The sequence below is a fragment of the Snodgrassella alvi wkB2 genome, from assembly GCF_000600005.1.
In the GTDB taxonomy this organism is placed as follows: Bacteria; Pseudomonadota; Gammaproteobacteria; order Burkholderiales; family Neisseriaceae; genus Snodgrassella; species Snodgrassella alvi.
In genome coordinates this window covers 1,404,530-1,417,460 of the sequence record NZ_CP007446.1, presented here as the reverse complement: position 1 = coordinate 1,417,460, position 12,931 = coordinate 1,404,530, and the positions used below count along the sequence as shown (strand labels likewise).

11 protein-coding genes are annotated in these 12,931 nt (G+C 42.9%); 3 read left to right on the top strand and 8 right to left on the bottom strand.

From position 1 onward, the window contains the following. Positions 1–35: 35 nt before the first annotated feature. From SALWKB2_RS06535 to SALWKB2_RS06520, 4 genes are read right to left on the bottom strand one after another with little or no spacing between them, the layout of a single operon-like run. The gene (locus SALWKB2_RS06535) at positions 36–473 is read right to left on the bottom strand and encodes a PaaI family thioesterase (protein ID WP_025330875.1); all 438 of its coding nucleotides are present in this window, start codon (positions 471–473) and stop codon (positions 36–38) included. Next, positions 470–949, bottom strand: coding sequence for a PaaI family thioesterase (locus SALWKB2_RS06530; protein WP_025330874.1), 480 nt, complete (start codon positions 947–949; stop codon positions 470–472). The genes SALWKB2_RS06535 and SALWKB2_RS06530 overlap by 4 nt, the downstream gene beginning before the upstream one ends. Positions 950–1,007: 58 nt before the next feature. Further along, positions 1,008–1,841, bottom strand: coding sequence for a segregation and condensation protein A (locus SALWKB2_RS06525; RefSeq protein WP_038648898.1), 834 nt, complete (start codon positions 1,839–1,841; stop codon positions 1,008–1,010). Between the two features lie 8 nt (positions 1,842–1,849). Beyond that, positions 1,850–2,623 carry a tRNA threonylcarbamoyladenosine dehydratase gene (locus SALWKB2_RS06520; protein ID WP_038649568.1) on the bottom strand — a complete coding sequence of 258 codons (774 nt, stop codon included), beginning with the start codon at positions 2,621–2,623 and terminating at the stop codon, positions 1,850–1,852. A gap of 102 nt (positions 2,624–2,725) precedes the next feature. On the opposite strand from SALWKB2_RS06520, the gene SALWKB2_RS06515 reads away from it, so the two are divergent. Beyond that, positions 2,726–3,196, top strand: coding sequence for a universal stress protein (locus SALWKB2_RS06515; RefSeq protein WP_025330871.1), 471 nt, complete (start codon positions 2,726–2,728; stop codon positions 3,194–3,196). 136 nt (positions 3,197–3,332) lie between these two features. Here SALWKB2_RS06515 and SALWKB2_RS06510 read toward each other — a convergent pair whose 3' ends face one another. The 4 genes from SALWKB2_RS06510 to trkA form a co-directional block, all read right to left on the bottom strand. Beyond that, entirely contained in the window at positions 3,333–3,875 is a 543-nt protein-coding gene (locus tag SALWKB2_RS06510) for an isochorismatase family protein (RefSeq protein ID WP_025330870.1), read from the bottom strand. Positions 3,876–3,982: 107 nt separating this feature from the next. Further along, positions 3,983–5,851, bottom strand: coding sequence for a lytic transglycosylase domain-containing protein (locus tag SALWKB2_RS06505; protein WP_025330869.1), 1,869 nt, complete (start codon positions 5,849–5,851; stop codon positions 3,983–3,985). 50 nt (positions 5,852–5,901) lie between these two features. Continuing rightward, positions 5,902–7,407, bottom strand: a complete 1,506-nt coding sequence (locus SALWKB2_RS06500) for a TrkH family potassium uptake protein (RefSeq protein ID WP_025330868.1) — start codon at positions 7,405–7,407, stop codon at positions 5,902–5,904. A gap of 12 nt (positions 7,408–7,419) precedes the next feature. Continuing rightward, positions 7,420–8,817 (bottom strand): Trk system potassium transporter TrkA, encoded by a 1,398-nt coding sequence (gene trkA, locus SALWKB2_RS06495; RefSeq protein WP_025330867.1) that lies wholly within the window; start codon positions 8,815–8,817, stop codon positions 7,420–7,422. Between the two features lie 364 nt (positions 8,818–9,181). Here trkA and SALWKB2_RS06490 point away from each other — a divergent pair, with 364 nt between their 5' ends. Together SALWKB2_RS06490 and acnB are read left to right on the top strand one after the other, a co-directional pair. After that, positions 9,182–10,081, top strand: coding sequence for a M48 family metallopeptidase (locus SALWKB2_RS06490; protein WP_025330866.1), 900 nt, complete (start codon positions 9,182–9,184; stop codon positions 10,079–10,081). A gap of 233 nt (positions 10,082–10,314) precedes the next feature. After that, complete coding sequence (gene acnB, locus SALWKB2_RS06485) at positions 10,315–12,900, top strand: bifunctional aconitate hydratase 2/2-methylisocitrate dehydratase (protein WP_025330865.1); 2,586 nt, start codon at positions 10,315–10,317, stop codon at positions 12,898–12,900. Positions 12,901–12,931 lie beyond the last annotated feature (31 nt).

Genomic DNA, 12,931 nt, shown 5'->3' with positions numbered 1-12,931 from the left:
AGATTTAATACTGTTTACTTTTGAAAAGCTTTTTATCAGTTAGCAATTGCTGGCATTTGCAGATGTGCTCGTGCAAAAGCAATGGGTTTATCTGACTGAGCCTGCCACATAGTTGCAGTAACATGTGAAATGCGCTTTCCGGCATGCATAATTTCACATTGTGCATAACTGTCTACAGGCTTACCGCTTAATAAATAATCCGTTGAGTAGTCAATAATCTGGGCAGATTCTTGCAGGTTTTGCTGCTCCATCAGATATAAGCTGATACAACTCTGTAAAAAGCCGCCAATCAGCCCCCCATGCAGTGCAGGCAGGAAAATGTTACCAATATTTTGTCTGGCAAAAGGCAAGCTGTACAGACGTTTATTAAGGCTATCCGTACCAATTTGCAGATTGATTGCTGCACAGTACGGTATGCACTGATGAGCTTGAATAGTTAGCTGTTCATCCAGTTGAAAAATTGTTGGGTTCATTTTGCCTGCTCCTGTTGCAGATACGCCTGTAATGCTTGCTGTTCTGCTTGGGTTAACGGGTTATGAATAAAAGTAGACATTCCCAGTGCAAATGGCCGGGTTTCATCATTTTGAAAGCAATGGCTGCGGATAAAGGCAATTGAACCTTCCTGCCGGTAACAGTGTGCACGTACATGTATAGGCTGATCAGGCACTGGCTGCATCAGATAATCTATGCGCATATCCAGTGTAGCAGTTGTTTCAAACTGTTGAAACAATGCTGCTAATGTACAGGCGGAAGCCATATCTACCAGAGTAGTAATAACGCCGCCATGAATATTGCCGGTTTTCGGACTTTCCAGCAATTCGTCGCGCCAGTCTACCGAAATAACAGGTTCATCAGAACTACTGTCACCGTAGATTTTTAACCAGCGGCAATGCGGAATATTTAAGTAATGATTAAACAGAGTTTGAAATAATACAGGGTTAGCAGGCATAAGATTATCCTGATTGGAATATTAACTGTTATATTAGGGTTTTTTACAGTTATTGTCACTAGAATGCTGGTTTATTAATCAATTCTTGATTGTTGCCGGATTCGATACAGGCAGTCTGGATAGAGATCGGATCTCCGGTACTATGCTGGGTAATAAATACAAGCCCTTCTTTGGCCAGTTCCAGTAATGCTATGAAAGTGGTTACAACCAATGCCATACTGTCGTTATGCTTAAAGAGTTCTGTGAAATAACAGTGCTGCCGGGTTTGCAGAAAGCGCAGGACAACGGTCATCTGAGCCCGTACTGATAATGTTTCTTTGACCACATTATGGCTCCGATTGTGCTGAGAGCGGGCAAGTATCGCCAGCCATGCCCGGGATAAATCAGCTACTTGTACATGCGGTGGTTGCGTTACGGCTACCAGTTCAACTGGTAACCATGCCCAGCCGAAATCACGTCCGGCACGGGGTAAAGCATCCAGACCGGCTGCAGCCAGCTTCATTTGCTCATAGGCAAGCAGACGGCGAACCAATTCAGCACGCGGATCGGCTACTTCTTCTTCACTGGCGGGCGGAGCAGGGAGAAGTAAACGGGTTTTAATTTCAATCAGCACCGCAGCCATTAGCAAATATTCAGCGGTTAAATCCAGCTCATGCTGTTGCATCTGATGAATATAGGATAGATACTGCTCAGTAACAGTAAGCATAGGAATATCCAGTACATCAATATTTTGCTTACGAATCAGATACAGTAATAAATCCAGCGGACCTTCAAAGCTTTGTAATACCACTTGAAGTGCATCCGGGGGAATAAACAGATCCTGTGGAATTTCGGTAACAGGCTGCCCGAAAAGCATAGCAACGGTTTTATCCGCTATACTTTCTTTACTCATGTTATGGTTCAGTGTTTGCACAGATATTCCAGACAAGCCTGAGCACAGCGCAAACCGAAGCTGGCTGTTACTACCATAGAGGCACCATAACCGGCGCAGGAAAGACCTTGCGGAGCAGTTTGTTCTGTTAGGCAGATACCGGACTGAGGCAGAGTTATAGTTTCGCTGGAATAAATACAGGGGATGTGCATTTTATCTGCTGGCTGACGGCTAAAACCATAGTGTTTACGTAATGTATAACGCATATTTGCCAGCATGCGGTCATGGGTTACTCTGCTTAAATCAGCGCATTGAATCAAACCGGCATCTTTTTGTCCGCCTGCTCCACCGGAAACAATAAAAGGCTGGTTTCGGGAGGTAAAAAATGCAGCCATAGCCGCTTTTACGCGTACCTGATCAATAGCATCTATTACGAAATCAAACGGCCGGCTGAATATATGTTCGATATTATCTGCTTCCACAAAATCTTCAATGCAGTTAATCTGACAATCTGGATTAATATCAGCAATACGTTCGGCCAGAGCTTCGACTTTGGGCTTGCCAATCAGGCTGATTAAGGCCGGAAGCTGGCGATTGATATTTGATTCGGCTACATTATCCAGATCAATCAGAGTTAGATAACCAATACCACTTCGTGCCAGAGCTTCTACTGCCCATGAGCCGACGCCGCCCACTCCGACTATACAAACATGAGCCGAGGCAAAACGCTGAAGACAATCTTCACCGTACAATCTGGCAATGCCGCCGAAGCGACGTTGATAATTTGCAGAAAAAGTGAGTATTTGCGACACGTGAATTAAATCCGTAAAGCTGTTTTAGGCAGGTAGTGGTATTATACTGTATCTGCCAAGTGATTCGAATTGCTAAAAAGATAGGAGGGTTTCATGTATAGACATTTACTGGTAGCGGTAGATGGCAGCCATACTTCAGAAAATGCTTTAGATCATGCTATTGGTCTGGCTAAGGGGGAGGATGCAGAATTAACTGTCGTGAATGTTGCCAATCCGACTGAATATATGGCTTTGGCTCCTGAATTTCTGCAACATGAAAGTTATGAAGCTGCTGCGTTGTCAGAAGGCAATACTGTACTGGATGCAGCAATCGAAAAAGCAAAAGCAGCTTTACCGGAAAATAAAATTCACCGGCATTTGCTGATTGCCAATAAAGGGGCAAGAGAAATGGCTCAGATGCTGGTTGATTACGCTGACGGACATGGCAGTGATCTGATTATTCTCGGTACTCACGGACGCAGTGGCCTGATGCATTTATTAATGGGTAGTTTTGCCGAAACTGTCATGCGTGAAACTAATCTGCCGTTACTGATTATTCGCAGTGAATCCAAAAGTGAAAGTTAAATAGTTTGATTTTATGAATTAAGTATAAAGTCACAGATGAAAAATAAAGCTGAATCCGTATCAAATCGGGTTCAGCTTTTTAGCTATTTATCTGAATTGCATTAACCGCACAATAACTTAAAAGTATTCTGGCAATTTAGCGAATATATTTTTTATGAATGTCTCTGAATAGCGGGTTATTGGCACTACCCAGCCATTCAAATGCAATCATTTCACGGCTGACAATTTCACAACCGGCCGCCTGCATACGTGCCAGACCTAATTTAACGTCTTCCGGTTTGCGAGAGCTGACGGCATCAGCAACCACGAATACCTCATAGCCATGTGCGCGCAGATCCAGGGCTGTCTGCAGCACACAGATATGAGCTTCAATGCCAGATATGATGATCTGGTTAGCCTGTTGCAAGCTGTCTTCATTCAGCACACCGGTAGCATATACAGAAAAACTTTGTTTCTGGACGATTCTTGCTTGTGGTGCAGCAGTGATGATTTCTTCACGAGTTGCACCGATTTTATCGACACAATGTTCACTGATTAGGGTAGGAATCGCCATATCATGCGCCAGACCGGCCAGCCAGATATTATTGGCCAGCAATTCTTCAGTGTTGTTTAAAGCAGGCAACAGGCGGGTTTGTAAATCAATCATTAATACTGCGGAACGTTTACTGTCTAACAACATAATGTGCTTTCAGAAAGGTTAAATAATCTGCATGTAAATTATGCAGTATTTATATGTAGCTTAAGGTAAACACAGGTTAATCAGAGCAATGATGCTCGCTGGCTGTATTAGCGGGCGGGAACGGTACCCATGCGTTCTGTCAGGGTGGTTCTGGGTTCACCAAACAGATTGGCGTAATAAGTTGTATTGGCCATTACATTTTTAACATAAGTTCGCGTTTCATCAAAAGGTATCGTTTCCGCATAAATTGCTCCTTCGAGAGGCGTATTGGCCTGCCAGCGACGAGCACGTCCAGGGCCGGCATTGTAGCCGGCTGTAGCCAGTACTTCATCGGCAAATTGTTTACGTACGCTACTCATATACCATGTACCCATGCGAATGTTTCCGCTCATGGTATACAGCTCACTGCTGTCCATGCCCAGACGTTTGGCTATATCACGGGCTGTAGCCGGCATAACCTGCATCAGTCCGGTCGCGCCAACACTGGATCGTGCACCTATCATAAAACGGCTTTCCTGCCGGATTAAGCCATATACCCAGGCAGGATCGATGCCGACTTGCTGAGCAAACGGAACAGTCAGTTCTTTAAATGGTGCCGGATAGCGCAATTCATAATTAAGCTGGTTATCAGCCCGGTCTGCACTATAGATACTCATTTCATAAAAACCATTGTTTTCGGCTAATGTTGCGGCAGCAATTAAGGTGTCATCATTGAAATTACGTGTCGCATAGCGCCATTCCTGCTGAGCCTGACGCCGCATTGTCCAGTTGTTTTCAGCCTGTGCAGTTTTAAATAAAGTCAGGGAGCGGTCAATATTGCCATCAGTTGCTATTTTGCTTTGAATTTGCTGGCTACTTTTAGCAACAGTGTTTTGAACACTTGCTTTGCTCCCGAGTGCTTCTTTTGCAAGCAGAGAATAAAAATTGTGTCCGCGTTTGGCAGTTTGTTCGAATATTTCCCGTGCCTGATTATTTTGCCCTAAAGCACGGTAGCTGCGTGCCAGCCAGTACTGCCATGTAACCTGTTGCTGCAAAGCTTCCGGCATGCTACGAATAATATTATTCAGTTTCTGCCAGCGTTGTAACCGCAGCGCAGAACGGGCATACCATTCCCACATTTCATTATTCATCTGAGCCGGATCGGCACGGTCGAAATATGTCAGTGCATTTACTGAATTCAAACTATAAGCCTGAGCCAATCCCAATTGCCCCCAGCCAAAACCGATTTGTTCTTTAGTCAGACTGGCTGATATTTGCATTAATGTGTTTGCAGCACTGTCTTTACTGCGGTTTTCTTTGCTAGTTACCTGATATAACAAAGCTTCCTGTGCGCCTTGGCTGTTTCCTGCGCTGGCATTCAACGGATCAGGTAAAGGACTGCCCAAAGCCTGAGCCAGATTACGTGCATTTGTAATTTGATTCAGTGCAAGCAGATAGCGTACACGCCGCCAGCCATTTTGTGCATTAATTTGCTGGCTGGCAGCTGCTTGTACAAGCAGGCGATTGCATCCTGTCGGCAGATTACCCGTTTCCTGGCTCAGACTAGCGATCAGGCTGGAATCACTTTCTATACCGCCTTGTACCGCATAGCAACGGGTTTCCATATCACGGGCATTTTTATCCAGTAAAGCATATTGCTGACGAAAAACAGCCCAGTTTCCCCGTTTCCCCAATTGCTGTAACCAGTTATTACGAATACTGTTACTCATTGCACTGTCCGGCTGACGGGCCAGGAATTGAGCAGGTAATACATCATCTCCGTCTTTAACTGCCTTAAGGGCATTCTGATATTGCTGGAAGCTGCTGATAATTTTATCCGGTGTTTCGCTAGCCTGAGTTCCCGGCAGAACCGCATTACCTGTATTAGTATTGATTGGCTGGACAGCTACTTCATGCTGATTGCTGCATGCTGTTATTAAAAGCACAGTACCAGAAATCAGACGATGCCGTTGAACTAATAATTTTGATTTCAGCATCATTAAATGTTTTATCAATTTTTTTCCTTCACTTTTTCTCATAATGTAATTTATTTTTTCCAGTAAGCTGGCGTAAAGAGTATAAAAACAGTAAAAATTTCCAGACGGCCAAGTAGCATAATCATAATACATAACCACTTTTGAATGTCTGAAAGAAAAGCAAAATTATTGGCCGGTCCTACAGCACCCAGTCCGGGGCCGGCATTAGTAATACAACTTATGGCAGCGGTAAGTGCAGACAGAAAATCCAGTCCGCTGATCATCAGTGCAAAGCTGAATAAAATAATAGTCAGCACATATACAAATACAAATGCCATTACTGTCAGTGCACGCCGGTCAGGAATGTTGCTGCCGTTTATTTTAACCATACTGACAGCATTTGGATGCAGCATCAGCAGCATTTCTCTCAGACTGAATTTAAATAATACAATAGCTCGTACCGTTTTAATACCACCACCGGCTGAACCGCCATTAGACAGTATATTGGACAGAAAAAACATCCATAATGAAGCAATTAAAGGCCATTTAGCAAAATCGGTATTTGAGTAACCGTTTGCCAGCCCGATTGAAATCAGATTGAAACTGGTGTAGCGAAATGCTTCTGAAAAAGAATAAAAGCTATGCCACCACAGATACAGGCTGATACCGACAATGCTGAATAAGAGTACACATAATAAAACTCTTACCTCTTCATCACGCCAGTAATAACGTAATGAGCCTTTCTGTAATGCATTAAAATGATTACTGAAATTGATTGCGCCTAATAAGGTAGCAATACTAAGAATTATTTCAATCGGAACGGAATGAAAATAGGAAATACTGTTGTCGTGGGTAGAAAATCCGCCCAGTGAAAAAGCGGACATGGCATGACAGACAGCATCAAACCAACTCATTCCGGCCAGACGCAACGCCAGTAAAGCGACTATAGTAAATAAAACATAGACACCCCATAAACGTTTAGCCGTTTCAGAAATACGCGGTGCCATCTTACTGTCTTTATTTACACCGGGTATTTCTGCTTTAAATAGCTGTGTACCTCCTACTCCTAGCATTGGCATCACCGCAACAGCCAGTACAATAATACCCATGCCACCCAGCCAGTTAAGCATGTGTCGCCAGAAATTCAATGATGGCGCAAGTGAATCCAGACTGGTAATAATGGTAGCACCGGTAGTAGTCAGCCCTGAAATAGCTTCAAAATAGGCGTTAGTAAAGCCTAGTCCGGGTAAATAAATATAAAAGGGCAGACAGGCGATCAGCGCAAAGCCAATCCACAGCATAAATACAAGTGTATAACCATCACGCGGTCGCAATTCACGGTTATAGCGCATGGTTAATAACCATGCTACTACACATACACTCATGCAAATGCCGGCAGTAAAAGCAAAGGCTGGAAACACATGATCCATATAGATTAAAGAAACAATCGTCGGAGCAAGCAGTAACAAGGAAAACAGAAAACCGGTTTTAGCCACAATATGTGCCGTAGGCGCAATTTTATTTAGAAAACCTGATTCCTTGTGATGCAAAACAAAGCGATTGGTAAAATGGCTCATAGTCTGGCAGCCTTAAGCAAAAAAGCCCAGTTTGACCTGAATCATTTTTTCCAGATCCTGAACAGCCTTACGCCGAGCGATAAAAAATATAACATGGTCTCCATCTGCAAGAACTGTATCCTGATGATACATAATTATTTTTTCATTGCGAATGACTGCGCCAAAATAACAGCCGGCTGGCAGTCGCAGCTGAGTCATGGTACGACCGATTAACTTAGATGTATGGCGATCACCGTGTAACACTACTTCAATCGCTTCTGCAGAACCGCGGCGTAACGGATAAACTGCCATAATATCGCCCAGATGTACATGAGTCAGGATAGAACCAATCGTAATTAAATGCGGAGATATCACAATATCAATGGCACTTCCCTGCAATAAATCAACGTAGCTGGAGCGATTAATAATCGCCATTACTCTTTTTGCACCGAGATTTTTAGCCAGCATTGCCGACATGATATTATTTTCATCATCATTAGTAAGCGCACAGAACACATCTATTTCATCGATATATTCGTTTTCCAGCAGACTTTCGTCAGATGCATTACCTACCAGCACAAGAGTATTGTTCAGGTTTTCTGCCAGCCATTCGGCACGGTTTTGTTTCCGTTCAATAATCTTGATATCCAGCTTGGTTTCCAGTTGTTTGGCAACGCGATAGCCAATATTTCCGCCACCGGCAATCATAATCCTGCGAGTGCGTTTATTAATCGGACGCAGCTCACGCATGATGTTTTCTAGATAGGCTGTGGGTGTAAGAACAAAAACCTCATCATCTTCCTGTATGACTGTACTTCCGGTGGGAACGAGCAGATGATTGTTGCGGTAGATAGCACAAATCTGACAATCTACACCTTCTTCCAGATGCTGTTTCAGATTACTGATGGGCTGATTGACCAGCATACCGCCATTCTGAGCACGAATTACCAGTAAACGAATTTTGTCGTGTGCAAATCGCAGAATTTGCAGCGCACTGGAATGTAGTAATAAATTGACAATTTGCTCTGTTACCAGTTGCTCTGGACTAATGGCTTCAGTGATATTGAATAAGTCCAGACTAGTTTTGTAATTATTATTACCGGTTTCGAATTCAACAAAATCGCTGTATCGAACCCGGGCTATACGGTTAGGTGTATTGAATAGAGCATAGGCAATCCGGCAGGCTGCCATATTGGTTTCATCATTCTGAGTTAATGCTAATATCATGTCTGCATCTTGTGCACCGGCTGCGGACAATACAGAAGGCCAGGCACCATTGCCTACAATAGTTTGTACGTCAAGGCGTTGGTTAATTTGCTGCAAGGCACTCTCATTGATATCAATAATAGTAACATCATTATTGGTCATTCTGGCCAGATTACTGGCAATAGTTGAACCAACCTGCCCGCAACCGAGTATCAGGATTTTCACGTTATTTACATCACTTCAGTGGTACCTTCTTTATTGTAGCCTTTGTGCTGAATGGTGGAAATATTGGTGTAAAACTACGACACTTATGTTAATTAAATATTAAAGATAGCAGAAAATCCAAATAGATTTAAAACTGATAAGAATAATATTTAAATAATTGAATCTATGTATTAATAATAATTCAGACGAACACGGATGGCGGTTGAAAATTGCAGTATGGAATACTTCAATGTATTATTAAGTTAAATTAATCATATATAAATTAATGTAATACAATACAATAAAACCCATTATTACATTTTTAGCTAAATGTAAGACATTTAAAAGTGTTAATTTTCAATTTACTTTTATACTTGGATAAATTATGAATTTAATCAGGCTTAAACCGAAATTAATTACTCTGGCATCTGTTTTAATGGCTTTGAGTGGTTGCGCTCAGGTTGCAGAAGTAATGGGTTATGATACTCAGACATTAAATGCCGCTGCTGCCAAAAGTTATACTCAGATGATAGGGGAGGCTAAAGCCAACGGTGAAGTTGAAACTAATACTCCTGTTGCGAAGCGTGTAAATACAATATTTCAGCGATTAGTACCTTATGCTAATGAAGCTAATCAGACAGGAGTTCCATTTGACTGGCAGCTTAATGTAATTAATAGTGAAATACCAAATGCCTTTGCAATGCCAGGTGGAAAAATGGTGGTTTATACCGGTATTGTTAATCGTCTGAATCTGAGTGATGATGAAATTGCGGCAATTATTGGTCACGAAATGACGCATGCTCTTCAGGAGCACAGCAAAAAAGCTGCCGGTCAGCAAATTCTGACTAGTGTTGCTCTTGAAATAGGTAGTTCTGCCTTACAGTCAAAAACAGGTGCCAGTGCCAACAATGTAGGTATTTATAAAGATGTTTTAAATCAGTTTGGGCTAACTCTGCCTTTCTCACGTCATCAGGAAAGTCTGGCAGATGCCGGCGGGCTGAAACTAATGGCACAGGCTGGATATGATCCGCATGCAGCCATTACGGTATGGGAAAAAATGAATAAAGTTATGGGTAACAACCGTGGTACAAGCTTACTCTCTACTCACCCGAGCAATGATGCCCGTATTAATGCACTGAAGAAAATGCTGCCAGAGGTATTACCTGTTTATGAACAGGCAAAACAAAATAATCTGACAATGCAAAAAACCGGGATTAGTCAAAGTAAAAACACACAGGGAAGTGGTGCGCGAAAAGGAACCACTAAAAAGAAAAGTCGTTCCTGAATTTAAATAAATAAGATTGATTTCTTCAGATTAAATTCTGTCCTATATTATTTTCAGCAGCCTGTCTGAGGCTGCTTTTATTTTAATCTTTACATTTTCTTATCCTGACTACATTCGACTACAAATTGTTTCAATCGTCCCTGTTTTCGGTTATCATTCATATTATTGCATTGGGAATGCATAATAAATTTACAAGAAAAATTTAAAAAACCATTACATTAAGGACATTCAAGATGTTAGAAGCCTACCGCGCAGCCGCTGCTGAACGCGAAGCACTGGGTATTCCGCCATTGCCGCTTACAGCTAAGCAAACAGAAGAGTTGGTTGAATTGCTGAAAAATCCTCCCAAAGGAGAAGAAAAATTTCTGGTTGAGCTGCTGTCGCATCGTGTACCGCCGGGTGTAGATGATGCATCTAAAGTAAAAGCATCCTTTCTGGGCGCAGTTGCAGAGAAAACAATTACCAGTCCGTTAATTACACCGACTTTCGCTGTTGAATTGCTGGGTACCATGCTGGGTGGATATAACGTCCAGCCTTTAATAGAATTTCTTGATAATGAAGAATTGGCTTCTACTGCAGCCAATGCCTTAAAACATACCTTACTGATGTTTGATGCATTCCACGATGTAGAAGAAAAAATGCGTGCTGGTAATCAGTATGCAAAGGAAGTCATTGAATCATGGGCTAATGCAGAATGGTTTACTGCGCGTGAAAAAGTTCCGGAAAAAATCACGGTTACCGTATTTAAAGTAGTAGGTGAAACCAATACCGATGATTTATCACCTGCACCTGATGCGTGGAGCCGTCCGGATATTCCTTTGCATGCACTGGCTATGCTTAAAAATCCGCGTGAAGGTATTCAACCCGATAAACCGGGTGAGGTAGGACCAATCAGACAACTGGCTGAACTGAAAGCTAAAGGTAATCTGGTTGCCTATGTAGGTGATGTGGTTGGTACAGGTTCGTCACGTAAATCAGCAACAAATTCCGTAATCTGGCATACCGGTAAAGATATTCCTTATGTACCGAATAAACGCTTCGGAGGCGTATGTCTTGGTGGCAAAATTGCTCCGATTTTCTTCAACACACAGGAAGACTCAGGTGCATTGCCTATCGAAGTTGATGTATCCAAATTGGAAATGGGCGATGTAGTTGATATTTTGCCTTATGAAGGCAAAATTATCAAAAACGGCGAAACTGTTGCTGAATTTGAATTGAAATCTCAGGTAATTCTGGATGAAGTTCAGGCGGGTGGCCGTATTAATCTGATTATTGGTCGTAGTCTGACTGCTAAAGCCAGAGATGCATTAAATCTGGGGCATTCAGAAGTTTTCCGCTTGCCACAGTCTCCGGCGCCAAGCACTGCCGGCTTTACTCTGGCACAAAAAATGGTTGGCCGCGCTTGTGGTTTGCCGGAAGGTCAGGGTATTCGCCCGGGTACTTATTGTGAACCACGTATGACCACAGTCGGTTCACAGGATACTACAGGTCCTATGACCCGTGATGAGCTGAAAGATCTGGCCTGTCTGGGGTTTAGTGCGGATTTGGTGATGCAATCTTTCTGCCATACCGCCGCTTATCCGAAACCAGTTGATGTTAAAACCCATAAAGAATTGCCGGTATTCATGTCTTCACGCGGTGGTGTGGCACTACGTCCGGGAGACGGCATTATTCATTCATGGCTGAACCGCATGCTGCTACCCGATATGGTAGGTACTGGTGGTGATTCGCATACACGCTTTCCGTTGGGTATTTCATTCCCCGCAGGCTCCGGTCTGGTAGCTTTTGCTGCTGCAACCGGTGTTATGCCGCTGGATATGCCGGAGTCAGTACTGGTACGCTTCTCCGGTAAAATGCAGCCGGGTATTACTTTGCGTGATTTGGTTAATGCTATTCCCTTACAGGCTATCAAAGAGGGTTTACTTACCGTTGCCAAGGCAGGTAAAAAGAATATTTTCTCTGGCCGAATTCTGGAAATCGAAGGTTTACCGGATTTGAAAGTTGAACAGGCCTTTGAGCTCACAGATGCTTCTGCAGAGCGTTCAGCTGCCGGCTGTACGGTAAAACTGCACAAAGAACCTATTGAGGAGTATCTCAAATCCAATATCGTATTGCTGAAAAACATGATTGCCAATGGTTATCAGGATGCACGCACACTGAAACGCCGTATTGAAAAAATGGAGCAATGGCTGGCAGAACCGAAATTACTTGAAGCTGATGCAGATGCAGAATATGCTGCCATTATCGATATCAATATGGATGAGATTAAAGAGCCTATTCTAGCTTGCCCGAATGATCCGGATGATGTGAAAACCTTGTCTGACGTGGCTGGTACACATATCGATGAAGTATTTATCGGCTCATGCATGACAAATATTGGTCATTATCGTGCCGCCTCAGCATTACTGGATGGTAAATCTGATCTGCCAGTCCGGCTGTGGGTAGCTCCTCCTACCAAGATGGATGCCAAAGAGCTGTCTGATGAAGGGTATTACGGTATTCTGGGTCGGGTAGGTGCGCGTATGGAAATGCCAGGCTGTTCTTTATGTATGGGTAATCAGGCACAGGCAAGAGAGGGATCAACTGTCGTTTCAACCTCTACCCGTAATTTTCCGAATCGACTGGGTAAAAATACCAAGGTATATCTAAGCTCAGCCGAACTGGCAGCCATCTGTTCAAAACTGGGACATATTCCGAATATCGATGAATATCGCGAAAATATTGCCATTATCAATGATAAAGGTATTGAAATTTATCGTTATATGAACTTCAATGAAATTCAGGAATATGTAGATGTAGCGGCTAAAGTAGATGCCTAAGATGTAACATATATACTGATTGCTTTATAAA